Consider the following 22,993-nt stretch of genomic DNA (forward strand, 5'->3'; position numbering starts at 1 on the left):
CCCTGAATGGCTTAACCGAGAATGGCGGCCAGTTGCTGGCTGACCAGATCCACTGGCTGGGTGCCGTCGATCTTGACGTAACGGGTGTTGCCCGCTTCCGCTTCCTTGCCGTAGAAACCGATGAGCGGCGCGGTCTGCTGATGGTAGACATCCAGGCGCTTGCGCACTGTGGTCTCTTCGTCGTCGGCACGGATCACCAGATCCTCGCCGGTCACGTCATCCTTGCCTTCCACTTTCGGCGGGTTGAACACCACGTGGTAGGTACGGCCGGAGCCGGAGTGCACGCGGCGGCCGCTCATGCGCTTGACGATCTCTTCGTCCGGCACGTCGAACTCCAGCACGAAGTCCACGGTCACACCGGCATCCTTCATGGCTTGCGCCTGGGGAATGGTGCGGGGGAAGCCGTCCAGCAGGAAGCCGTTGGCGCAATCCGGTTGCGCGATGCGTTCTTTGACCAGGCCGATGATGATGTCGTCGGAGACGAGCTGACCTGCGTCCATCACGGCTTTGGCCTTGAGGCCCAGCTCGGTACCCGCCTTGATCGCCGCACGCAGCATGTCGCCGGTGGAGATCTGCGGAATACCGTGTTTTTCCATGATGAACTGAGCCTGGGTACCCTTGCCGGCGCCCGGAGCTCCCAACAGAACAATGCGCATACACGCTCCTAGTTGATTGGTTATTCAATTCTTGAGAAGGCAAAAAACTACACGTTTTCGCCCGTATTAACAAGCTCGCCCCGTGTGAGTGGCCAGATTATCACCACACTCCCGCCCCGTCTCTGCGACCAAAGACGCAGACGACGACCACGAAAAATGATTGAAAATGCAGCAGCGCACCAGAGGGGAACGGCCAAAAAAAAGCCCACTGTCATGCAGTGGGCCAATCACAATCACATCACGCCTGGAGTAGCAGACGGTTGATACGGGAGACGAAGCTCGCCGGATCATTGAGGCCGCCCTGCTCCGCCAGTTGGGCCTGCTCGTGCAGGAGGGAGACCCACTCGCCAAACAGGCTCTCATCCTCGATGGTGCCAAGCTTCTTCACCAGGGCATGGTCGGGGTTGAGCTCCAGGATGTACTTCTGCTCCGGCACCGGCTGGCCGGCGGCGCGCATCAGCTTGATCATCTGGGTGCTCATGCCGTGGGCGTCAGTGACGATGCAGGACGGAGAGTCGGTCAGACGGTGGGTGACGCGCACCTCTTTCACCGCCTCCCCGAGGCTCTTCTTGACCCGCTCCACCAGACCGGCGTTGGCTTTTTCAGCCTCTTCCTGCGCCTGCTTGGAGGCGTCGTCTTCCAGATCCCCGAGATCCAGTTCGCCACGGGTGACGGAGACCAGCTGCTTGCCGTCGAACTCGGTCAGGTGACTCATCAGCCACTCGTCCACCCGCTCCCACATCAGCAGCACTTCGACGCCCTTCTTGCGGAAGATCTCGAGGTGCGGGCTGTTCTTGGCAGCGGCATAAGAGTCGGCGGTGATGTAGTAAATCTTCTGCTGACCTTCCTTCATGCGGCCAACGTAATCCTCGAGCGACACGGTCTGGGCTTCGCCCTCGCCGGCGGTGCTGGCAAAGCGCAAAAGCTTCGCGATCTCTTCCCGGTTGGCGTAATCCTCGGCCGGGCCCTCTTTGAGCACATTGCCGAACTCGCTCCAGAACTTGGCGTACTTCTCGGCATCGTCTTTCGCCAGCTTGTTGAGCATGGTGAGCACGCGCTTGGAGCAGGCCTTGCGCAGGGAGGCGGTCACCTTGTTGTCCTGCAGGATTTCACGGCTGACGTTGAGCGGCAGATCGTTGGAGTCCAGCACCCCTTTCACGAAGCGCAGGTAGGTCGGCATGAACTGCTCGGCGTCGTCCATGATGAAGACCCGCTGCACATAGAGTTTCAGGCCGTGCTTCTGTTCGCGGTTGTAGAGATCGAACGGCGCGCGGGCCGGGATGTAGAGCAGGCTGGTGTACTCCTGGGCCCCTTCCACCCGGTTGTGACCCCACAGGAGCGGATCTTCGAAGTCGTGGGCGACGTGCTTGTAGAACTCTTGGTACTCCTCGTCCTTGATGTCCTTCGGGTTGCGGGTCCAGAGCGCGGTGGCGCGGTTGACCTGCTCCCACTCCCCCGGGGTGCCGACGATGGTTTCACCGTCTTCTTCCCGATCCGGCGTACCCTCCTTGAACATCTCCACCGGCACGCTGATGTGGTCGGAATATTTGCTGACCACGGAGCGCAGGCGCCAGTCGTCCAGGAACTCCTCTTCATCGCTGCGCAGGTGCAGGATGACGTCGGTGCCGCGACCGGCTTTGGTCACGTCAGCCACGGTGAAGGAGCCTTCCCCTTGTGATTCCCACTGCACGCCCTGCTCCGGCGCGGTGCCGGCGGCGCGGGAGACCACGGTCACCTTGTCGGCCACGATGAAGGCGGAGTAGAAGCCCACCCCGAACTGGCCGATCAGCTGGGAATCCTTGCCCTGGTCACCGGAGAGGTGCTTGAAGAACTCGGCGGTGCCGGACTTGGCGATGGTGCCCAGGTGCTCGATCACCTGGTCACGGGTCATGCCGATGCCGTTGTCCGAAATGGTCAGGGTCTTGTTCTCTTTGTCCACCACCAGGCGCACGCGCAACTGGCCGTCGTTTTCGAACAAAGAGGCATCGGAAAGCGCCTTGAAGCGCAGCTTGTCCGCCGCATCGGAGGCGTTGGAAATCAGCTCGCGCAGGAATACTTCTTTGTTGGAGTAGAGGCTGTGAGCCATCAGGCTCAGCAGTTGTTTGACTTCAGTCTGAAAGCCGTGGGTTTCGGCGTGAACACTTTGGGTCATCGACCAGTCCTCAAAACGTCGGGTTGAACAGATTCCCAAGCTAGATGGGGTTGGCCTTTCAAATATCAAGGGGCTTGCGTGCAAACTTGAGAGCAAATTTGCACACCGGCCCCTCGCTTGGCCCACACAGGCAACCCCCTCCCGGCCTCCCCCTTCAACAAGGGGGAGGTGCACCGTCGTCCCCTGTCTGGCGAGGAGGGTCAGATTGGGATCGAGCGTGGAGCCAATAGCGGGGTCAGCCTTGCTCTCCCCTGCCAAAGGGAGGAGTGGGGCAAGATCCATTGCTCCCTCCCCTGCCAAGGGGAGGGCCGGGGTGGGGTTCGTTGCTTTCTCCCCTGCCAAAGGGAGGAGTGGGGCAGGATCCATTGCTCTCTCCCCTGCCAAGAGGAGGGCCGGGGTGGGGTTCGTTGCTTTCTCCCTTGCCAAAGGGAGGAGTGGGGCAAGATCCATTGCTCCCTCCCCTATCAAGGGGAGGGCCGGGGTGGGGTTCGTTGCTTTCTTCCCTGCCAAAGAGAGGAGTGGGGCAGGATCCATTGCTCCCTCCCCTGCCAAGAGGAGGGCCGGGGTGGGGTTCGTGGCCTCTTTAGCTCAGACGCTGGCGCCCCATCAGGGAGTGGGAGAGCGTGGTGCCATCCACCAGCTCCAGCTCCCCGCCCACCGGCACGCCATGGGCGATGCGGCTCACCTCCACCCCGGCGGTGCGGGCCATGTCGGCGATGTACCAGGCGGTGGCATCCCCCTCGATGGTGGGGTTGGTGGCGAGGATCAACTCCTTGATCTGCTCCTCTTGCAGGCGGCGCTCCAGGATATCGAGCCCCAGCTCCTCGGGGCCGATGCCGTCAAGGGGCGACAGGTGGCCCATCAGCACGAAGTAACGGCCGGAGAACTGGCCAGTCTGCTCGATGGCCGCCACGTCCGCCGGGCTCTCCACCACGCAGAGCAGGCCGTTCTCCTCGCGCTTGGGATTGGCGCAGATCTCGCAGCGATCGTTCTCGGTAAAGGTGCGGCAATGGCTGCAATGACCTATTTCGGTGAGCGCCCGGTTGAGCAGGGAGGCCAGACGCAGACCGCCGCTGCGCTCGCGCTCCAGCAGGGTGAACGCCATGCGCTGGGCGGACTTGGGGCCCACGCCCGGCAAGACCTGCAGCGCCTTCATCATCTCATCGAGCAGGGGACTGAATTTCATGGGGATATCCTTTGATGCCGCGAAGAGAGGCGCCGCCCCAGGGGCATCGGCAAGCCGTCTCTCCAACCTCTTTTGTTGGCGCAGGACTATACCAGCCCAGGGCCGCCAATGGCAGATCCCGCCCGCTGGTGTCTCGCCGCCGAGACGCACCGGGAAACCGGGCTGGCCCCGTTTTTCAGGGCCGGCAGCCCCCCGCCAGCCCCCGCAAGGGGTAAAACAGCCCCCAAGGTGTTCAATTTTTCCACTCGATTGACCACAATCGTTAAGTAAAACCGAACAAAAAAAGTGCGATGTTTCTCCGTCCCACCTCGACTTGCCCCCTTCAGGGGCCGGTTCAGCGCCCCGGGGGTGCGGCGCCGCCAGTTCTCACACGCCGATCGCTGGCGGAGCAGGCTCACAGGATCGCAAAGAAGCGCCGCATCTGGCACTCAAACAGGGGCGAGATCAAGGTAATAGGGACAAGTGCCCCGGTAAACTTGGCCCCCGCGGCAGGATGAGAGGCCCGCTTCCCTCCCCTGCCCAGGCTACGCCCCTTCTATCGCGACGCAGCCCGTTGCCCCCCGTTCGTTGCACCCGATGGCCCATGCCGTGGCGGCAGGCCAGCAGATGGGAGTTCGATATCGCATGACATCCCCCAGGATGATCGCCGGATGGCCGCCCCTGTCGGCCCTCCCCAGCCTCCCTGTCATGAGGGAGGGTTCCCTGCCCCCCGGTTATGAGGGAGGGGCGCTGGCCCCTCTTTGGATGGCGCCATGACCACGTCGACACGCCTTCGACTGCGCCGGGAATTTCATATCGACGGCATCGTACAGGGGGTCGGCTTTCGCCCCTTCGTCTATGGGGTGGCACTGCGCCACGGCCTTGCCGGCTATGTGTTGAACGATGCCAACGGCGTCACCATCGGCGCCGAAGGATCGCCCGAGCAGCTCGCCAGCTTTGCCCGCGAACTGCGGGAACTGGCGCCGCCCTTGAGCCGTATCGATCATTTCAGCGAGCGGGAACTGCCCCTCGCTCATGATCCCGACTTCGATGGCCAATTTCATGGCCAGTTTCGAATTAAAGCCAGCCAGCAGCAGAGCGCGGCCACGGTCGCCATCTCGCCGGATCAGGGGATGTGCGAGGCGTGCGCCACGGACGTGGCCAATCCAAGCGATCGCCACCACCACTACCCCTTTACCAACTGCACCCACTGTGGCCCGCGCTACACCATCATCCGCCGCCTCCCCTACGACAGACCCCATACTGCCATGGCAGGCTTTGCCATGTGCCCGCGCTGTGAGGCGGCCTATGAAAACCCGCTGGATAGACGCTACCACGCCCAGCCGGTGAGCTGCCCCGAGTGCGGGCCCCATCTCAGCTGGCGAAATGGCCGTGGCGATGCCTTGGCCGAGCGCGAGGATGCCTTGCAAGAAGCTGCTCGCGCCCTGCAAGCGGGGGCCCTGATTGCGGTCAAGGGGATGGGGGGGTATCACCTGATGTGTGATGCCCGCAATGAACAGAGTGTTGCCAGATTACGAATGCTCAAACGGCGCGAACGCAAGCCGCTGGCAGTGATGATGGGCTCCCTTGCCGAGGCCAAATTGCATGTCACCGGCAGCGAAGACGAGTGGAAGCTGCTCACCTCTCAGGCCAGACCCATCACCTTGCTGCGCAAGCGAAAAAACGATGATCGGCTCTCAGAATCCCGACCGTCAGCCATATCGCTGGCCGAGGGGATCGCCCCCGGCATCCCCTACCTTGGCGTCATGCTCCCCTATACTCCGCTGCACCAGTTGCTGCTGGATGCCTGCGCCATGCCGCTGGTAGCCACCAGCGCCAATGGTCGCGGCAGCCCAATCCTTATCGAGTACGAGGCGGTGGTCAGGGAACTCGGCAGCGAGATTGACGGCATCCTGGATCACAACCGCCCCATACTGCACCCCTGCGACGACAGTCTGGTGCAGTGGGCCGGCGGACGACGCCAGACGTTGCGCCTCGCCCGGGGCTATGCCCCCTGCACTCCCAGCTTGCAAGAGGCGGTCAGGGTGCCGCTCTTGGCGGTCGGGGCGCAGCAGAAGAACCAGCTGGCGCTCGCCTTCGGTCGCCAGCGCATCTACAGCCCTTATATCGGCGATCTGCACAGCCTGCCGATGCAGGAGCACTTCGAGCAGACCCTGACGACCTTTCGCGATCTCTACGATCTCAAACCCGAACTGCTGGTGTCGGATCGCCACCCGGGCTATCTCAGCCACCAGTGGGCCAAACGCTATTGCCATGATCAGGGTGCCACCCACCTCGAGGTGCAGCACCATCACGCCCACCTGCTGGGGGTGATGGCCGAGCACGACATCACAGGCCCGGTGCTGGGTGTTGCCTTCGACGGTACCGGCCTTGGGGATGACGGCACCCTCTGGGGCGGCGAGCTGCTGATCGCAGACGTTCAGGGATTTGAGCGGGTTGCCCACCTTGCCCCCTTCAAGCTTGTCGGCGGCGAGGCGGCCATCCGCGAGCCGGTACGCCAGTTGCTGGGGCTGCTGTTTGAATCCTATGGCGTGGAAGAGATCAGCACCCTCGATATTCCGGCGATCAAGCAACTGCCCCTTAAGCGGATCCGCAACCTGCACCAGCTCTGGCATCTGGGCCGCAACACCCCCCATACCAGCTCCATCGGTCGGCTGTTCGATGCGGTGGCGGCACTCTTGGGGGTGATCGATAACCCCGATTACGAGGGCGAAGCGGGGCTCTTGCTGGAGGCGGCCGCCTTGCAGCTGGCCCCCGATGAACAGCCCTTCCCCCTCGCCTTTGATCTCAGCCAATCAGCGGAAGGGCCACTGCACATCGAGTGGGCCGAGTTGCTCAACACCCTTATCAGCGAGCAGAGAAAAGGCACCGCCACCGCCAGCCTGGCCGCCGGTTTTATCCGCGCCATCAGCAATCTGGTCATCGCCCTTGCCGGGCGCTTCCCCGGCTATCCGGTGGCGCTCGGGGGCGGCGTCTTTCAAAACCGGGTGCTGATGGACCAGCTGGTACCGGCTCTCGAAGCGGCCGGCCGGCAGGTATTGACCAGCGAAACCCTGCCACTCAATGACGGTGGCATCGCCGCCGGTCAGCTCTGGTTTGCCATCCACCATCTTGCCACGCACCGCCCAACCACAGCCGGCTGTGCCACCTTGTCGGAGTCCTGAAATCCATGTGTCTATCCATCCCCTCTCAGGTGGTGCAGCTGCACCCCGAAGATAACTGCGTCACCGTCGATACCTTGGGGGTGCAGCGGCGCGTCAGCTGCATGCTGCTCGAAGAGCCTCTCAACATTGGCGACTATGTGCTGCTCCACATCGGCTTTGTGATGAGCAAGATTGACGAAGAGGAGGCGCAGGCCAGCCTCGAGAGCTTCCGCCAGATGGTGGCCCTGATGCCCAAACAGGATATCTTGCCATGCTGACCTTGAATGACCTGTTTCAGGGCTTTCGCCAGCCCGAGGTGATCCGTGCCCTCGCCGCCCAAATTACAGAACTGGCCAAGGATCTGCCCGAGCCGCTGCGGGTGATGGAGGTGTGTGGCGGCCATACCCACACCATCATGAAGTACGGCCTGCACCAGCTGCTGCCGGCCAGCATCGAGTTTGTCCACGGCCCTGGCTGCCCGGTCTGCATCATGCCCAAAGAGCGCATCGATCAGGCCATCGAGCTGGCGAGTCAACCGAATGTCATTCTGGTCACCCTGGGGGACATGATCCGGGTGCCGGGCTCCAAAGGCACGCTGGCCCAGCAGCGCGCCAAGGGGAGCGATATCCGCCCGGTCTATGACCCCCTCGATGCCATGCGTATCGCCAAAGAGAATCCGGAAAAAACCGTGGTCTTCTTCGCCATCGGTTTCGAGACCTCTACCCCGATGACGGCCGCCTTGCTGGCTGCCGCTGAAGAGCAAGGGGTCGAGAATCTGCTGTTTCATATCAACCATGTGCTGGTGCCCCCCGCCATTCATGCGGTGATGGCCGACGGGGTGGCCAAGGTGAACGCCTTTATCGGCCCCTCCCACGTCAGCGTCATCACCGGCGCCGATATCTACCTGCCTATCGTCGATCGTTATCAGGTGCCAGTGGTGGTGAGCGGCTTCGAGCCGGTGGATGTGATGGAGGCGCTCTTGATGATGGTGCGCCAGAAGGTGGAGGGTCGCTACGCGCTGGAAGTGCAGTACAGCCGCGCCGTCACCGCCAGCGGCAATAAAGCCGCCCAGCGGCTGGTCGAGCGCTTTTTCGAGACCCGCGAGCACTTTCGCTGGCGAGGTCTGGGGGATATCAACGCCTCCGCCCTGCGCCTGCGCGATGCCTTTGCCAAACGCGATGCGGAGCGCCACTTCGCGCTCAATCAGACTCCCATCGATGACCACAAGGCGTGCCAGTGCGCCGATATCCTGCGCGGCCTGGCCAAACCGAACCAGTGCAAAGTCTTTGGCCGGGGCTGCACCCCGACCCAGCCCATGGGCAGCTGCATGGTCAGCTCCGAAGGGGCCTGCAATGCCTACTACCGATATATGGGGATCCAATGAGAGAAATTCAGTTAAGCCACGGCGGCGGCGGTGTGGAGATGAACCAGCTGATCAATCAGCTCTTCTTTCGCCACTTTGGCAACGAGATCCTGCTGCGCGGTGAAGATGCCGCCCTGCTGCCGGTAAACGGCCCCGTCGCCTTCACCACCGACAGCTTTACCGTCTCGCCGCTCTTCTTCGAGGGGGGCGATATCGGCAAGCTGGCCATCGCCGGCACGGTCAACGATCTCGCCATGATGGGGGCCAAGCCCGAGTATTTGAGCTGCAGCTTTATTATCGAAGAGGGCTTCCCCTACACCGATCTCGCCCGCATCGTCGAGTCGATGGCAGCAGAGCTTGCCAACAGCGGCGCCCGTATCGTCTGCGGCGACACCAAGGTGGTACCCAAGGGAGCGGCCGACAAGATCTTTATCAACACCAGCGGGGTCGGCACCTTCCCTCTGCCTGAGCAGAGCCGGGGCATCTCGGTACGCAACCTCAAGGCCGGTGACGCCATTCTGGTGTCGCGGGATATCGGCAGTCACGGCGCCTGCATCCTGATGGCCCGTGACGCCCTGCAACTGGGATCCGATCTCAAGAGCGACTGCACCACCCTCTGGCCGCAGGTCGAAGCGCTGCTGCAGGCTGGCATTACCCCTCACGCCCTGCGCGACGCCACCCGCGGTGGCCTTGCCGCCGTGCTCAACGAGTGGAGCTGCGCCTCCGGCGTTGCCATCGAGCTGGAGGAGTCCGCCATTCCGGTGTGCGATCCGGTGCGTGGCCTGTGCGAGCTCTACGGTTTCGAGCCCCATGATCTCGCCAACGAGGGGACCATGGTGCTGGCCCTGCCTGCCGAACAGGCGCAGGACGCGCTGGGCATCTTGCGGCAATTCAACCCCGCCGCCAGCCAGATCGGCGTGGTGCAGGCGAGCGATCGCCACAAGGTGATCCTGAACAACCCCTGGGGCAGCCGCCGCTATCTGGAGCTGCCGCAGGGGGAGCTGCTACCGCGGATCTGTTGAGCGGCCATGCCGTCTAGTCAATTACAGGGAGGAGTCACTGCTCCTCCCCATATCGGTTAAGGAGCCTCCATGCACGAAATGTCTCTGGCCATGGCCGCCATCGATCTGGCGGCCGAACAGGCCACCCAGCGGGGCTTTAGCAAGGTGACCGCCCTCTGGCTCGAGGTCGGCAGCTTCTCCTGCGTCGACCCGGACACCATTGCCTTCTGTTTCGAGGCGGCCGCCAAAGGCACCGTGGCCCAAGGCGCCCAGCTGCACTTTCAGCGCCAGGAGGCAGAGGCCTGGTGTTACGACTGCAACCAGACGGTCACCCTCACCGAGCGCGGGCAGGCCTGCCCCGGGTGTGGTGGGTACAAATTACGAGTCGCGCAGGGTGATAGCCTGCGCATCACCGACATCGAGGTAAGTTGATATGTGTAGCGTATGCGGATGCGGCCAGGCGCGGATCGCCGGCCATGAGCACGATCATGAGCATCATCACGAACATGAACATCACCATGAACATGGTCATGAACACGGTCATGAACACGGTCATGAACACGACCATCATCATGGTCATGACGCCCATCACCATCATGATCACGAGCAGAGCGCGCCGCGCACCCTGATCATTCACCACCACTATCACCATCAGGGGGATGTCCATCACCACTACCACGGGGTGCAAGATCCCATAAGCCACGAGGGTCATGATCACCCCCACGACCATCATCATGATCATGCCCAATCTCATGAGCACGGCCATTCCCACACGCATCCCCATGATCACTGCCATGACCATGACCATGACCATGACCATGACCATGACCATGACCATGACCATCAGCAGGGTGATCTGCACTATGGCAAAGGGGAAGCGGGATTGTCGGTCCCCGGTATGAGGCAGCGCCAGCTGATCGCCATCGAGATGGATGTGCTGGCCAAGAACAACGCGCTGGCCGCCCACAACCGCGAGCACTTCACAACTGCCGACCAACTGGTGCTCAACTTGGTATCTAGCCCGGGTTCAGGCAAGACCACCCTGCTGTGTGAAACCCTGCGCCAGCTGGCCGACAAGCGCCCTTGCGCGGTGATCGAAGGGGATCAGCAGACCAGTGCCGATGCGGATCGCATTCGTGCCACCGGCGTCCCTGCTGTGCAGATCAACACCGGCAAGGGCTGCCATCTGGATGCCAAAATGGTCCACGACGCCTGCCACCAGCTGCCTGCCAATCAAGGGGGAATCCTCTTTATCGAGAACGTGGGCAATCTGGTCTGCCCCGCCAGCTTCGATCTCGGCGAGAAGTACAAGGTGGCGATCCTCTCCGTCACCGAGGGGGAAGAGAAGCCGCTGAAATACCCGGACATGTTTGCCGCCGCCCAGCTGATGGTGATCAACAAGATCGATCTGCTGCCCTATGTCAGCTTTGACATAGCCCGCTGCATCGAGAACGCCAAACGGGTCAACCCCTATATTCAGGTGATCCAGGTCAGCGCAACTACAGGCGAAGGGATGGATGCCTGGCTCAACTGGCTGGCCAGTGCCTGAACCAGAACCGGTTAAATGCCGTTACCAGTGGCGGATAACAAGAGAGGGAGGCTGATGCCTCCCTCTCTTTTACCTGTAGAACTTGTCGGCCGTGCTATCTGTTCGGAGTAGCCAGCGTCCCCTCACCCTGGCCCTCTCCCCAGGGAGAGGGGACCGGTTTGTGGATGCCGACAGCATGCAGCAACTATACGACGCCCTCAAACCCCTCAGGGGGCTTCGAGCATAACAACCAGCCATATTCTTAAACCCCGAGATTTTCCAAACCCTAAACCCCGAGCCTGGCGAGATGGCACCTTCTGCTCCCTTCTCCCCTTGCGGGAGAAGGGCTGGGGATGAGGGGAAGCCAATCCTCAGGCCACGCTACGGGCCATCGCCTCCTGCTCCGCAGGCATCTCCCCAAAACGCAGCACCCGATGGCAGATCTGGCGCAACAGCGCCTGCTGGTGGCTGAAGATGACCATGCCAAGCCCGCGCTGCTCGCACTCCATCATCAACTCCCGCCAGAGATGACGCTGAATTTGCGGATCCAGCTGGGCGGTCACCTCGTCGGCAATCAGCAGACGGGTGCGGGGATCGAGGGCGCGCAGCAGAGCGATGCGGGCCAACTCGCCGCCAGAGAGCTGACCCGGTTTGCGGCTGAGCCACTCAGGCTTGACCATAAAACGGGCCAGTATGGCGTCATCGGGGCGCCATACATCCCAGAGCGCCTGCCCGGTGGTGCGATATGGATTGAAGGTGAGTTCCGGGTGCTGAGGCACCAGCTGGATGGGGTTATAACCTTTTACCTGTTCAGGCACTAGCTGCCCATCCAGCAGGATCTGCCCGCCGGCCCCAACCGGTTGCCAACCCGCCAATACCCGCCCCAGCGTGGTCTTGCCATGGCCACTCGGGGCTGAGATGCCGAGCCGTTCGCCCGCTTTCACCGTCAGCGATAACCCCTGCCAGAGGGGGCGTTCCCCCTGGGCGATGGTGAGATTTCGTACTTCCAACATCAGGAGACCTCCGGCACAGAGAAGAGCGCATTGAACTCGGGCAGCGCCTGCCAGTGGGCGCGGAGCATCTCGCTCCCCTGCCCCTGGCGCAGATGGTGGCAGCTCAAGGTATCGCTCACCTGCCCCTGATGCAGCGCCACAATGCGATCGGCAAAGCGAGCCGCCAGCGCCAGATCGTGGGTCACCCAGAGGATACCGCTGCCCTGATTGGCCAATTCACGCAACTGGCCGAGCAGCAGACAGGCCAGCCCCTCGTCGAGCCAGGCGGTGATCTCGTCTGCCAGAATGTAGCGAGCACCGCCGAGCGCCGCAGTACAGGCCAGAATGCGCTTGGCCATGCCACCGGAGAGCTGGCGCGGATAGCGATCCAGAGTGGCAGCAGGCAACTGGTAGCGCAGCAACTGCTCGCCGAGCCGCTCGCGAGAACCGCTCTGGCCGCAGAGACGTGCCGCACGGCCCAGCTGGCGCTCCACCGTCAGCAGCGGATTGAGGGCGCTCACCCCCTGCGGCACATAGCAGAGGGTGTGACCGCGCAGACGGGCCCGGCTGGCATCGCACAGAGGTGTGCCATCAAGAGAGATGCTGCCGCCCATGCGCAGATTGTCCGGCAGCAGAGTCAGAGCGCTTTGCAGCAGCAGGCTCTTGCCCTCGCCGCTCCCCCCCACCAGCGCCACGATTTCGCCGGGCGCCAGTTGCAGGCTGATATCGGTCAACAGCGGTCGCCAGCTGCGCCGCCCCAGCCAGGAGTAGTGAGCCGCCTCTATGGTCACCTGATCAAAACTCAGCATGGTTCACTCCTGTGCCACAGCAGCTGTTGCAAGGCCCGGGTAGCCTGATCAAACAGTAAAACCAAGGTCAGCAGCATCAACCCCGGGAAGAGGGCCAGCCACCAACCTCCACCGGCCAGATAACGCAGGGCATCGGCCAGCAGCAGGCCCAGCGAGGCCTCGTGGGCCGCCAGCCCAAAGCCGAGAAAGCTCAAGGCAGCGCTATGCAGCACCGCATGGGGAAACATCAGCAAAGTCCCGATAAACCACTGGGGCAACAGCCCCGGCAGCAGGTGGATGCGCCAGCGGCGCAGCACCCCCATCCCCTGACAGCGGGCCAGCACCATGTAGTCACTGCAGGCGATCCGCCGCGCCTCGGCGCAGAGAATGAGCGCCAGCTTGGGCCAGTGGGTGAGCGCCACCGCCAGGATCACCCCGCGCATGCCGCCCCCCACGGTAAAACAGATCAGGATCAGCAGCAGCATATGGGGCAGCGCCAGCATGGCGTCGATCACCAGCCGCACCGCCACATCACATCTGGGATGAACGAGCGACACGCTTGCCGCCACCATGGCCAGCAGGCCACTGCAGAGAGCCGTGCTGATGCCGAGTTCCAGACTGGTGAGGGAGCCCTGAAAGGCGCGCAACCAGAGATCACGCCCCATCTGATCGGTGCCGAACCAGTGGGTCAGCGAGGGAGGCTGCTGGCGCGCCAGCAGATCCATCGGCACATCCTGATGAGAGAGGCTCCAGCCGTAAGTGGCCAGCAGCGCCAGCCCGATCATTGCCACGGCCAAGCGCACCATAGAGGGAAACGGATTAAACAGCATGCTCACCCTCCCAGCCCCGATTGATGCGTGCCAGCAGCAAACTGGCCACCGTGTTGCCAATAAAGACCAGCAGGGTGCAGAAGAGCACGATTCCCATCAGCAAGGGAATATCGCCCCGCAGCCCCGCATCCACAGTGGCCTGGCCGAGCCCCGGGTATGAGAAGACCTTTTCGGCCAAGAGCGATCCGCCAATCAGCTCCCCAAGGGAGGCAAACTGCAGGCAGAGCGCCGGGGTCAGGGCGTGGCGCAGCACATGAAAACGCAGCATGGGCCAGCCGCCATCCCCCTGAGCGCGGGCATAGCGGATAAAGTCGCTCTCCAGCACCTCGGCCACCCGCCCCCGAGTATGCAGGGCAATATTGCCCACCCCGAGCAGCGCCAGGGTAGTCACCGGCAGCAGCAGATGGCGTGCTCGCATAACCCAATCCGCCTCATCGGCGGAGAGGCCCGGCGTCCAGGCGCAGCAGACCGGAAGCCAAGGCCAGTGCACCGCAAACAGGGCGAGCAGCAAGAGGCCCACCCAGAAGGTGGGCAGGGAGGCGAGCAGGTAGGCGAAGCGGCAAATCAGGCGATCGGGCCAGCGATTGAGATAGCGGCCGGCGCAGAGGCCCAGCAATATGCCCAGCGAGCCCGACAGCAGCCAGGCGCCCGCCAGCAGCAGGAAAGAGGCAGCAAAGCGCTGGCCTATGACTTCACCCACAGGCGCGTTGTAGAGCATGGAGTAACCGAGATCCCCCTGCAGCACCTGGCTGAACCAGTGCCAATAGCGCAGCCAGAGCGGCTGATCCAGCCCCCAGCGGGCGGCGATGCGGGCGTACTGCTCCGGCGGCACATGGAGCAGATCGTTGCCGATATAGGCCTTGATGGGATCGATGGGGGAGTAACTCAGCAGCACAAAGGTGGCGACCGAGACCAGACAGAGCAGCCCTGCCAGACGCAGCAGGGCTTTTAGCAACAGATAACCTGAATGACTCAAGGGCGAACTTAACGGCACGTCCACCGCCAATCCTGCAGGTTGTTGAGGAGAGACCAGCTACCGTGGATTTCCGGCGCCCCCTTGCCAAGATCGATGCAACGGTTGGCGAGATAGGTGTGCTGCACATTGAGCAGCCAGGCCCAGGCGGCATCCCCCTGCACTCCGGCACCGGTCTTGCCATCCCACTCCACCTGCTGCCAGAACGGCACGGCCGCCTGCCAGTTCGGGGCATCCAGCGCCTGCTTGAGGTGGCCATCCACCACCGGATTGCTGTAGTAGCCCGGATTGTAGAACTCCACGCCACCGGAGCCGCTCTGGTAGTGGTGATAGATCTCCATGGGATCCAGACTCCCCCACCCCATCAGCACCGGATTGGCGTGCATCTCCCGCTCCACCTGCTCCCAGCTGCCGGACTTGAGGCTCACGTCGAGACCGATGGGCCCCAGCATGGCCCGCACCGCTTCCGCCAGATCCCGGCGGGTGCTGTCGCCACTGGTGTACCAGAGGGTAAAGGCGGCGCGCAGATTGCCTTTGTGGCGAATGCCGTCACTGCCCATCTTCCAACCGGCCTCGTCGAGCAGGGCATTGGCGTGGGCAGCATCGCCATCCTTGAAGGCGGTGGCTTTGTTTAGCCATGGCAACCCTTCCACCGCGCTGTAAGCGGGGATGGCGTGCCCCTCCAGCAGCTGGTCAGCCAGCAACTTGCGGTCAATGGCGTAGTTGATGGCGCGGCGCACCGCCACGTCCGAGGTCACGTCGTTGCCGATGGGATAACCCTTGGCATCCTTGCCGCCAGCAGGCGGAATGGGGAAGACGATACCGCGGTTCTCCACGCTCGGCCGCACCCACAGCTTGAGGGAGGCAGGCACGGTGGGCGCCAGTGACGGGGCAATGCGCACCACATCGAGCTGGCTACTCTGGGCCGCGGCGTAGGCGCTCTCTTCATCGATAAAGACAAAGACCAGCCGTTTGAAGTCATTGTTGCCACCGGCGTAATAGGGGTTGGCCTCCACCACCAGTTGTTGACCGGGTAGGAAGCTCACCAGCCGGTAAGGGCCGGCACCGACCGGCTTTTGGGCATATGCTTTTGCGTCGTAATCACGCTTCGACACTATCCCCAAAGATCCCAGCACGTTGACGAAAGTGCTCTGGGGAGCACTCAGGGTGATGGCCACCTCGGTAGGCGAGAGCACCTTGGCCGAGACAAAGTTGCCCATGTCGATCTTGCCGCCCCCCTGGGCTGCGCTGTTGTAGGTGAAGGCCACATCCTCGGCGGTGAGGGGCGCGCCGTTGGAGAATGTCAGGTTCGGCTTGAGGCGGATAAGCCACCCCTTGCCATCCTGGTTCGGAGTCACCGATTGGGTGAGCACATTCTGCCAGCTGAGGTCGGCGTTTTGCTTGAGCAGCGGACTGTGCAGCAGCAGGTAGCTGCCGTGGCTCCAGCCAAGCAGCGGGTCAAACCCTTCGGTGGGCTCACTGCCAATGGCGAGCTTGAGTTCGGCGGGGACGGGCTGGGCAGCCAGCGCCATGGTAGAGAAACCGCCCGAGAGCAGGGCCAGCAGGGGCAGTGCCCGCACCAGGACTGGCGCACCCAGCAGGCCATCGACGCGGCCATGTTCAATCTTCATCATGATCCTTGTTCCCAGGATTCACTCGCAGAGATGCAACGCCACCTCAATGAGGCGAGTGAGGGGCCCATGCCGGCCCCTGTGTCAAACTGACGCGCCCGGTTGTCGGCACGCCTTGGTCTCAGGACTTTCGTCCCCCGAACAGTCGTCGGCGCCCCAGATCCACGCAGCCCTCCCCCTGCTGCACCGGAAGCGAAAGCAACATCTTGAGGGTACTGCTCACCAGCGCCCGCCCCTCGTCGGCCCCCAGATGCGGGTCGATGGGGGACATGAGCGAGCAGGCCAGCAACTGCCCCGTCTCAGGCAAGGCCCCCACCATAAAGGTCAGGTTGCCGCAGGGGAGCTGCAGGGCGAGCCGATCACTGCTGCTGCGCACCGGCCAGAGTTGATCCGGCCCCGGCAGCACCACCACGCTCAGCATCCAGGGGGTGAGCACGCAGCCGAGCCACTGACCTTCAAACAGGGTGCACTGCGCCACTATCGGCATGGCCGGGTGGTAGAACGGCAGGGCCTGCATCTCTTGCTGCGCGATCCGCTCGTATTGGGCCACCAGGCGCGGGGCTGGGTTCGCGGCAAAACCGCTAAACTCCTGCGCCGGCTCTTTCGCGGCTTCGTTCACTGCCTCATTCACAATGGATTGCGCCATAGGCCCTCCCGCGCTCGCTCGGCCTTCTCCTGCTCAGAGAGCGGGATGGCTGGGGCACCGACACTGGCCAGCAGGGTCAGGATCCGATCCGTCGCCTCCCCCATGGCAGCCGCCACCACAGGGGTGAGGCCGATGCGGGGCTCGAGGGATGCGGGCTCGACCCCGATCAGGGTGAGCCGCCTGGGGGACTCCCCCGTCATGTGCAGCGCCGAGAGCACGTCCGCCAGCCCCAGCTGGTGCGGGGAGATCTTGCGACCGAACAGGGTCGGGATCGCTTCATCTTTCAGGGTCACCACGGTACCCGGTGGATTGCCGCTGCGCACCGCGTCCGCCAGTATGATGTGGTCGCGACTGGCCATCGCTTCGAGCAGCTCCATGCCAGCGGTACCGCCGTCAAGCAGCTCGATGCCGGGGGCGAAGCGGTAGTCGCGCTCCAGCCCCTCGACGATCCGCACGCCGACGGCCTCATCGCTCAAGAGCAGGTTGCCCACGCCCAGGATCAGGGTGTTCATCACAGCACCTTCACCTGAGTCACGTCGCCGCTCTGGGTATCCACCACGTGTACCGCGCAGGACATGCAGGGGTCGAACGAGTGGATGGTGCGCACCACCTCCAGCGGCTTGGCGGGGTCGGCCACCGGGGTACCCACCAGGGACTGCTCGTAGGGGCCGGGCTCGTCATTGAAGTTGCGCGGACCCGAGTTCCAGGTCGATGGCACCACCGCCTGATAGTTGGCGATCTTGCCACCCTTGATGACGACCCAGTGGGAGAGCATACCGCGCGGCGCCTCTTCAAAGCCCACCCCGCGAAACTCCTTGTCCGCCGGGATCTCGGTCTTGATATAGGCGCTGATATCCCCCTTGTCGATATTGTCCACCAGCGCCTGCCACTGGTGAGACAGGGTGTCTTTGAGCACGCAGCAGCGTACCGCCCGGCCGATGATGCGGCCCAGGGTGGAGTGCAGCTGTTCGGTCTTGATGGCCGAGCCGGTCAGTGCCTTGTAGATGCCATTCAGCTGATCGAAGTGCGCCACAGTCCCGGGGTGCTTGGCGGCCAGCTTCACCAGGAGGTCTGCGAGGGGCCCCACCTCCACCACCTTGCCGTAGAAGGTGGGGGATTTGACCCAGGAGTACTTGCCGTCATCCTGCCAGCCGGTGTAGTCGGGCTCAGTCTTGCCCTCCCAGGGCTTGAGGGGGGCGTCATCCTTGTACCAGGCGTGCTTGTTGCTCTCGGCAATGCCATCCATCAGCCAGGCATCCTGATGGCTCTCGATGGGGCGATAGCCGGCCAGATCGCCGTTCTCGATATAGCCGCCCGGCATCAGGAAGCTGCCGCCGTCACCGTCGGTAGGCAGCTCCGGCACGCTCAGGTAGTGCCTGGCCCCCTGCCCCAGGTTCAGCCACTCGGGGTAGTGGGCGGCTATGATGGCGGCATCCACCTTGTAGACCTGCTCGATGAACTCGCTGAGCCGGTCGATAAAGCTCTTCACATAGAGCAGCCGCTCCAGGTTGAGCACGCTCGGTGCATCCAGGTTGATGGGGTTGGCCACCCCGCCCACCGCCAGATTCTGAATGTGGGGGGTCTTGCCGCCCAAAATGGCGACGATGCGGTTGGCATCGCGCTGGCACTCCAGCGCCTGCAGGTAGTGGGCCACGGCGATGAGGTTCACCTCCGGGCTCAGCTTCATCGCCTTGTGGCCCCAGTAGCCGTTGGCGAAGATGCCGAGCTGGCCGCTCGCCACCAGGGCGCGGATCTTCTCCTGCACCTTGGTCAGCTCGTCGACGCTGTTGAGGGACCAAGTCGATACCCCCTTGAGCATGTCCGCCGCTTTTTGCGGATTGGCCTCAAGGGCCGCCGTGATGTCCACCCAGTCCAGCGCGGAGAGCTGATAGAAGTGGACGATGTGATCGTGGATGTTGTGGGCCGCGATGATGAGGTTGCGGATGTACTGGGCGTTGACCGGCACCTTGGCGCCGATGGCGTTCTCCACCGCCCGCACCGAGGCGATGGCGTGAATGGAGGTGCACACCCCGCAGATGCGCTGCACTATCATCCAGGCATCGCGCGGGTCGTTGCCCTTGACGATCTCCTCCATCCCGCGCCACATGGTGCCGGACGACCAGGCCTTGGTGACGACGCCGCCTTCGATTTCACAGTCGATACGCAGGTGACCCTCGATGCGGGTGATGGGGTCTATGGTGATACGTTGGCTCATACGTTGGCTTTCCCTCGGACCTGATAATCTTGGTGAACACGTTCAAGTGATGGCAGTACCGGCAAGAGCCGGATCAGCAGCAAATAGGCACACACCTCGATGGCGACGAAGCCCAAGGAGATCAGCACTTCCGCCGCAGAGGGGAAGTAGTGGTAGCCATTGCCGGGGTTGAAGGCGAGCAGGGAGTAGTCCAGTCGCCAGAGGGCGGCGCCCAGCAGCATGCTGAGGGCCCCCAGGAACAACATGCGCGAATCGCGGCGGCTCTTGTCCCAGTGGAACACCAGCAGCGGGAAGATCATCAGCGCGATCTCGCTCCAGAACATCAAGGCGTAGCGATTCCACTGGGAGAGGTACTCCGACTTGTCGTTGATGACGATCTCGGCAAAGCGCAGCGCCACGAACAGGATCAGGAAGATGTCGATCACCTGGGTCAGCTTGTAAAACAGCGACTTCTCGTTGGGGCCGCGCCCCGCCAGCCCCGCCTGCACCAGAGAGCCTTCAAACACCACGATGGAGAAGCCCATGATGAAGGCGGTGAGAAGCGAAAAGACCGGCAGCAGCTCGTAGCTTTGCCAAAGCGGATGGATCTTCTCCCCCGCCACTATCATCAGGGATCCCATGGAGGATTGGTGCATGGTGGGCAACAGGGCCCCCAGCGCCAGGATGAAGAACATGATCTTGTTGAGCCGTGCCATGGAGGTTTTCCAGCCGAACTTCTCCAGGAGCACGGGGGCAAACTCCAGCGCCATCACCCCGATGTAGATGGTCATGCAGACCGCCGTCTCGAACAGCACCGAGGAGGTGTTGAAGTGACCGGGCAGGTAGAAATAGGGCAGGTTCCAGTAACGGCCAACATCGATGGTGATGGAGAGGCCGCCCAGGGAATAGCCGAACAGGCTCGCCAGCAGGGCCGGTCGCACCAGCGGGTGATACTCGCCCCGGTTGAAGACGTAGACCGCCCAGGCAAGCGCCCAGCCACCACAGGCGAAACCGGTGCCAATCAAGAGGTCAAAGGAGATCCAGAGACCCCAGGGATAACCCCCGTTCAGATCGGTGACCGAACCCAGCCCGAAGAAGAGGCGCTTGAGAATAAGCATGCCGCACAGGATGGCGAACGGCGCCAGCACCATGACCGGCCAGCTGACCAGCCTGCCCCCCAGCGGATGTGCCTTGTGATTACTCATGGTCCTTGCCTCCCGTATTCTGGTCATGACCCTTGCTCTGGCCATGGCTGGCATCATCCCCCTCTCCCCCGCCATGCTGCTTGGCATTGCGGCGAATGAGTACCGAGAGCCCGGTCAGCACCACCAGCGGCAGCACCATCCCCTTGTAGAGGGTGTGCTGGATATGCTCCGAGCGGGCACCGGAGGAGAGCTCCGGCAGATCGGGCATGTCGAGCTTGGTATAGGGCACCCCGGCCAGCACCAGCACCTGGGTGCCGCCCCCCTCCTTCTCGCCATAGACGTAAGGCTGGTAGTTGGGCACCTCATGCAGGTAGGGATCGTTGGCGCTGAAGGTCTGGCGCGGGTAGGCATATTCGCTGCCCGGGGTGGCCAGCAGCCGGCGCTTGGCTTCGGCCATCAGCGCCTCGCGGGTGCCGAAGATGACGGCGCCGGTGGGGCACACCTCGACACAACCGGGCAACTTGCCCTGATCGATGCGCTCAAGCCCTTTCTGGTTGCAGAGCTCGCACTTGTGGATCGCCCCGAACGGGTTGTCGTAGTCATATTTGGGCACGTCGAACGGGCAGCCCACCATGCAGTAACGGCAACCGGTGCAGACGTCCGGGTCGTAATGGACGATACCGGTCTTGGGATCCTTGGTCAGCGCCTGCACAGGGCAGACGGAGACGCAGTTGGGATCGACACAGTGCATGCACTGCTTCTTGATGTAGGCATAGCCATCCACCAGCTGATCCTTGTGCTCACCCGTGCCGCTCTTCCACACCTGAATGATGTTGTTGGTGTAGGGGCTCAGCTTGTCGTTGTTGGACCAGGTCGCTTCCCCGGCCGGATTGACCGGGTTGCCGTTGAGGCGCTGACACTCCGCCACACAGGCCTGGCAACCGATGCAGAGGGTGGAGTCGTAGAGCATGCCGAGCGCACCGGGAATGGGCGGCTTGTTCTCGGCCGCCGCCAGGGCAGTGCCGGAGACGGTGGTGCCCGCCGCCAGCGCACCGACGGAGGCGAATTTGAGGAAGTTGCGTCTGTTCACGGTCACTCCTCCCGTGAGGTGTGCTGCCCGGCTTCATGGCGCTTCTGCTGGCGACCGAGCTCGCGCACCGTCATCAGACTCACCCCGACCAGCACCCCGAGCGCCCCACCGATAAGGCCGGTGGCGGTGGGCGACATGTGTCCTCCCTCCTGGATGGCCACGTCGGGCTTGTTCACCCGCGGAGTAGGATTCTCCACCTTGGCGAGCTGGAAGATCCCCTTGCTGAAACCCACTCCCTGCTCGTTGCAGCCGTAGCAGGGGTGGCCGATGCCCACCGGCCAGATGCCACCGCCCACGTCGCAGAACTCCAGGGTCGAGCAGTTGCCGTAGGTCTCCGGCCCCTTGCAGCCCAGGTGATAGAGACACCAGCCCTGACGGTGGCCCTCATCGCCAAACTCCTTGGCGAAACGGCCGGCATCGAAGTGCGGACGGCGCTCGCAGTTTTCGTGGATGAGCCTTTCATAGGCAAACAGCGGCCGCTTCTTGGCATCGAGCGCCGGCAGCTTGCCGTAGGTGATGTAGTAGGCGACCGTGGTGAGGAAGTTGTGGGGATTGGGCGGGCAGCCCGGGATATTGATAATCGGCGTGCCGAGGTTGCCGAGGGCCTCCTCCAGGCTGACGGCACCGGTCGGGTTGCCGCCGCTGGCGGGCACTCCACCCCAGGCGGCGCAGGAGCCGATGGCGATGACGGCAGCCGCATCGGCAGCCGCGCGGCGAATATGGTCGACGATGGGCTCGCCAGCCACCATGCAGTAGATGCCGCCATCCTTGAGCGGGATGGAGCCATCCACCACCAGCACATACCTGCCCTTGTAGCGTTCCATGGCGTTGTGCTTGTTCTCTTCGGCCTGATGGCCAAAGGCCGCCGAGAGCACCTCGTGGTACTCCAGCGAAATGGTGTTGAGGATCAGGTTCTCTATGGTGGGGTGAGTGGCGCGCAGCAGCGATTCGGTACAACCGGTGCACTCCTGCGCCCCAATCCAGATCACCGGTGGCCGCTCGGGGCTGGTGAGCGCGGTAGCCATCTTGGCCACGGCATGCTGGCTTAATCCAAGGGTAGCGGCCATCCCGGCGCAAAGCTTCATAAAGTCACGGCGATTAATTCCATGAGCCGATAAAAAAGTATCCTCGACCATTCTTCTTATTCCCGTCAGTGAGCATTGTTTGACAAATGCTTAATTGCGGGAATGCTATGCCTCCCCTTCCCCCTTTATGTTGATCTCCATCAAGTCGAACCCTATTAATGCCTCTGTTGGACTGGAGAGTGAAATTAAAAAAGCTATATGCCACATGCATTTATTATTTTCCGAGCCCCCAAAAACACCCACAAAGAGGTATTTCAAGAAAGACCTAATTAACACCATATAAATTACGTCTTTGTTTTCGGCATGAAATTATAAAAATTAAAGCATTGTCACAGAATTTATTTTTCGGCCCTGTTATTCCAGCATCTCATCTTCATCAATAGGTGTTGCAGCGTACATAACGCCACCAGTCAGTCCTTCATCTCTTGCCAAAACAGAAATAAATTAATCAAGCGCGGTACTTTAATAGCCAAGCTCAAGGACTACAGAAAGTGGCTGAATCACCAGCAGAAACGCTTGTGTCTCATACGAAACCCGCTTTCATTGTACAGACAAGGCAGGCCTCCCAAGCCAGAGCCTCCTCCCCCTCC

21 protein-coding genes are annotated in these 22,993 nt (G+C 62.5%); 6 read left to right on the forward strand and 15 right to left on the reverse strand.

The genetic code is table 11. From position 1 onward, the window contains the following. Nucleotides 1-11 precede the first annotated feature (11 nt). The 3 genes from adk to recR all read right to left on the reverse strand — a co-directional run bounded on the left by adk (nt 12) and on the right by recR (nt 3,994). Complete coding sequence (adk, locus tag AB5Y59_RS02140) at nt 12-656, reverse strand: adenylate kinase (RefSeq protein ID WP_010674422.1); 645 nt, start codon at nt 654-656, stop codon at nt 12-14. A gap of 238 nt (nt 657-894) precedes the next feature. Next, a complete protein-coding gene (htpG, locus tag AB5Y59_RS02145; protein WP_041215349.1) occupies nt 895-2,808 on the reverse strand; it encodes a molecular chaperone HtpG in 1,914 nt (637 codons plus the stop codon). Between the two features lie 583 nt (nt 2,809-3,391). Next, on the reverse strand, nt 3,392-3,994 hold the full coding sequence (gene recR / locus AB5Y59_RS02150) for a recombination mediator RecR (RefSeq protein ID WP_010674419.1): 603 nt from the start codon (nt 3,992-3,994) through the stop codon (nt 3,392-3,394). Between the two features lie 752 nt (nt 3,995-4,746). Between recR and hypF the strand changes: the two genes are divergently transcribed. The 5 genes from hypF (at nt 4,747) to hypA (ending at nt 9,933) form a co-directional block, all read left to right on the forward strand. Beyond that, nucleotides 4,747-7,158, forward strand: a complete 2,412-nt coding sequence (gene hypF, locus AB5Y59_RS02155; RefSeq protein WP_368211407.1) for a carbamoyltransferase HypF — start codon at nt 4,747-4,749, stop codon at nt 7,156-7,158. 5 nt (nt 7,159-7,163) lie between these two features. Beyond that, nucleotides 7,164-7,415 (forward strand): HypC/HybG/HupF family hydrogenase formation chaperone, encoded by a 252-nt coding sequence (locus AB5Y59_RS02160; protein ID WP_043819819.1) that lies wholly within the window; start codon nt 7,164-7,166, stop codon nt 7,413-7,415. Further along, nucleotides 7,409-8,521, forward strand: a complete 1,113-nt coding sequence (gene hypD / locus AB5Y59_RS02165; RefSeq protein ID WP_368211409.1) for a hydrogenase formation protein HypD — start codon at nt 7,409-7,411, stop codon at nt 8,519-8,521. Before AB5Y59_RS02160 ends, hypD begins: the two co-directional genes overlap by 7 nt. Then, nucleotides 8,518-9,522 (forward strand): hydrogenase expression/formation protein HypE, encoded by a 1,005-nt coding sequence (gene hypE, locus AB5Y59_RS02170; protein WP_368211410.1) that lies wholly within the window; start codon nt 8,518-8,520, stop codon nt 9,520-9,522. The genes hypD and hypE overlap by 4 nt, the downstream gene beginning before the upstream one ends. Nucleotides 9,523-9,591: 69 nt before the next feature. Then, the gene (gene hypA / locus AB5Y59_RS02175) at nt 9,592-9,933 is read left to right on the forward strand and encodes a hydrogenase maturation nickel metallochaperone HypA (protein WP_368211412.1); all 342 of its coding nucleotides are present in this window, start codon (nt 9,592-9,594) and stop codon (nt 9,931-9,933) included. Here hypA and AB5Y59_RS02180 read toward each other — a convergent pair. Then, nucleotides 9,911-10,315, reverse strand: a complete 405-nt coding sequence (locus AB5Y59_RS02180) for a hypothetical protein (RefSeq protein WP_368211414.1) — start codon at nt 10,313-10,315, stop codon at nt 9,911-9,913. The genes hypA and AB5Y59_RS02180 overlap by 23 nt on opposite strands. On the opposite strand from AB5Y59_RS02180, the gene hypB reads away from it, so the two are divergent. Further along, nucleotides 10,196-11,050 (forward strand): hydrogenase nickel incorporation protein HypB, encoded by an 855-nt coding sequence (hypB, locus tag AB5Y59_RS02185; RefSeq protein WP_368211450.1) that lies wholly within the window; start codon nt 10,196-10,198, stop codon nt 11,048-11,050. The genes AB5Y59_RS02180 and hypB overlap by 120 nt on opposite strands. Before the next feature lie 350 nt (nt 11,051-11,400). Here hypB and AB5Y59_RS02190 read toward each other — a convergent pair whose 3' ends face one another. From AB5Y59_RS02190 to hybO, 11 genes are all read right to left on the reverse strand, one after another. Continuing rightward, nucleotides 11,401-12,042, reverse strand: a complete 642-nt coding sequence (locus AB5Y59_RS02190; protein WP_368211416.1) for an ATP-binding cassette domain-containing protein — start codon at nt 12,040-12,042, stop codon at nt 11,401-11,403. Then, nucleotides 12,042-12,830: an ATP-binding cassette domain-containing protein gene (locus tag AB5Y59_RS02195; protein WP_368211418.1), complete on the reverse strand. Its 789-nt coding sequence runs from the start codon at nt 12,828-12,830 to the stop codon at nt 12,042-12,044. Before AB5Y59_RS02195 ends, AB5Y59_RS02190 begins: the two co-directional genes overlap by 1 nt. Then, nucleotides 12,824-13,639, reverse strand: coding sequence for an ABC transporter permease (locus AB5Y59_RS02200; RefSeq protein ID WP_368211420.1), 816 nt, complete (start codon nt 13,637-13,639; stop codon nt 12,824-12,826). The genes AB5Y59_RS02195 and AB5Y59_RS02200 overlap by 7 nt, the downstream gene beginning before the upstream one ends. Further along, nucleotides 13,629-14,639: an ABC transporter permease gene (locus AB5Y59_RS02205; protein ID WP_368211422.1), complete on the reverse strand. Its 1,011-nt coding sequence runs from the start codon at nt 14,637-14,639 to the stop codon at nt 13,629-13,631. Before AB5Y59_RS02205 ends, AB5Y59_RS02200 begins: the two co-directional genes overlap by 11 nt. Continuing rightward, entirely contained in the window at nt 14,624-16,243 is a 1,620-nt protein-coding gene (locus AB5Y59_RS02210) for an ABC transporter substrate-binding protein (RefSeq protein WP_368211451.1), read from the reverse strand. The genes AB5Y59_RS02205 and AB5Y59_RS02210 overlap by 16 nt, the downstream gene beginning before the upstream one ends. Before the next feature lie 121 nt (nt 16,244-16,364). Beyond that, on the reverse strand, nt 16,365-16,889 hold the full coding sequence (gene hybE, locus AB5Y59_RS02215) for a hydrogenase-2 assembly chaperone (protein ID WP_323956155.1): 525 nt from the start codon (nt 16,887-16,889) through the stop codon (nt 16,365-16,367). Beyond that, entirely contained in the window at nt 16,871-17,401 is a 531-nt protein-coding gene (locus AB5Y59_RS02220; RefSeq protein WP_324046147.1) for a HyaD/HybD family hydrogenase maturation endopeptidase, read from the reverse strand. Before AB5Y59_RS02220 ends, hybE begins: the two co-directional genes overlap by 19 nt. Next, a complete protein-coding gene (gene hybC, locus AB5Y59_RS02225; protein ID WP_368211424.1) occupies nt 17,401-19,104 on the reverse strand; it encodes a hydrogenase 2 large subunit in 1,704 nt (567 codons plus the stop codon). The genes AB5Y59_RS02220 and hybC overlap by 1 nt, the downstream gene beginning before the upstream one ends. Beyond that, nucleotides 19,101-20,288: a Ni/Fe-hydrogenase cytochrome b subunit gene (hybB, locus tag AB5Y59_RS02230; RefSeq protein ID WP_202014531.1), complete on the reverse strand. Its 1,188-nt coding sequence runs from the start codon at nt 20,286-20,288 to the stop codon at nt 19,101-19,103. Before hybB ends, hybC begins: the two co-directional genes overlap by 4 nt. After that, nucleotides 20,281-21,318, reverse strand: a complete 1,038-nt coding sequence (gene hybA, locus AB5Y59_RS02235; protein WP_368211427.1) for a hydrogenase 2 operon protein HybA — start codon at nt 21,316-21,318, stop codon at nt 20,281-20,283. The genes hybB and hybA overlap by 8 nt, the downstream gene beginning before the upstream one ends. 2 nt (nt 21,319-21,320) lie before the next feature. Beyond that, nucleotides 21,321-22,454 (reverse strand): hydrogenase 2 small subunit, encoded by a 1,134-nt coding sequence (gene hybO, locus AB5Y59_RS02240; protein ID WP_368211429.1) that lies wholly within the window; start codon nt 22,452-22,454, stop codon nt 21,321-21,323. Nucleotides 22,455-22,993: the final 539 nt, after the last annotated feature.

Origin of the sequence: Aeromonas sp. s10, assembly GCF_040907975.1 — a bacterium.
Classification (GTDB): Bacteria; Pseudomonadota; Gammaproteobacteria; order Enterobacterales; family Aeromonadaceae; genus Aeromonas; species Aeromonas caviae.

Excerpts from the sequence above, each read along its gene's own strand:
- AB5Y59_RS02195 (WP_368211418.1), bottom strand. The coding sequence starts at position 12,830 with ATGCTGAGTTTTGATCAGGTGACCATAGAGGCGGCTCACTACTCCTGG.
- hypF (WP_368211407.1), top strand. The coding sequence starts at position 4,747 with ATGACCACGTCGACACGCCTTCGACTGCGCCGGGAATTTCATATCGAC.
- AB5Y59_RS02200 (WP_368211420.1), bottom strand. The coding sequence starts at position 13,639 with ATGCTGTTTAATCCGTTTCCCTCTATGGTGCGCTTGGCCGTGGCAATG.
- hypA (WP_368211412.1), top strand. The coding sequence starts at position 9,592 with ATGCACGAAATGTCTCTGGCCATGGCCGCCATCGATCTGGCGGCCGAA.
- AB5Y59_RS02160 (WP_043819819.1), top strand. The coding sequence starts at position 7,164 with ATGTGTCTATCCATCCCCTCTCAGGTGGTGCAGCTGCACCCCGAAGAT.
- hypD (WP_368211409.1), top strand. The coding sequence starts at position 7,409 with ATGCTGACCTTGAATGACCTGTTTCAGGGCTTTCGCCAGCCCGAGGTG.
- hybB (WP_202014531.1), bottom strand. The coding sequence starts at position 20,288 with ATGAGTAATCACAAGGCACATCCGCTGGGGGGCAGGCTGGTCAGCTGG.
- AB5Y59_RS02190 (WP_368211416.1), bottom strand. The coding sequence starts at position 12,042 with ATGTTGGAAGTACGAAATCTCACCATCGCCCAGGGGGAACGCCCCCTC.
- AB5Y59_RS02220 (WP_324046147.1), bottom strand. The coding sequence starts at position 17,401 with ATGAACACCCTGATCCTGGGCGTGGGCAACCTGCTCTTGAGCGATGAG.
- recR (WP_010674419.1), bottom strand. The coding sequence starts at position 3,994 with ATGAAATTCAGTCCCCTGCTCGATGAGATGATGAAGGCGCTGCAGGTC.
- hypE (WP_368211410.1), top strand. The coding sequence starts at position 8,518 with ATGAGAGAAATTCAGTTAAGCCACGGCGGCGGCGGTGTGGAGATGAAC.
- adk (WP_010674422.1), bottom strand. The coding sequence starts at position 656 with ATGCGCATTGTTCTGTTGGGAGCTCCGGGCGCCGGCAAGGGTACCCAG.
- hybE (WP_323956155.1), bottom strand. The coding sequence starts at position 16,889 with ATGGCGCAATCCATTGTGAATGAGGCAGTGAACGAAGCCGCGAAAGAG.
- htpG (WP_041215349.1), bottom strand. The coding sequence starts at position 2,808 with ATGACCCAAAGTGTTCACGCCGAAACCCACGGCTTTCAGACTGAAGTC.
- AB5Y59_RS02210 (WP_368211451.1), bottom strand. The coding sequence starts at position 16,243 with ATGAAGATTGAACATGGCCGCGTCGATGGCCTGCTGGGTGCGCCAGTC.
- hybC (WP_368211424.1), bottom strand. The coding sequence starts at position 19,104 with ATGAGCCAACGTATCACCATAGACCCCATCACCCGCATCGAGGGTCAC.
- AB5Y59_RS02180 (WP_368211414.1), bottom strand. The coding sequence starts at position 10,315 with ATGGTCATGGTCATGGTCATGGCAGTGATCATGGGGATGCGTGTGGGA.
- hybO (WP_368211429.1), bottom strand. The coding sequence starts at position 22,454 with ATGGTCGAGGATACTTTTTTATCGGCTCATGGAATTAATCGCCGTGAC.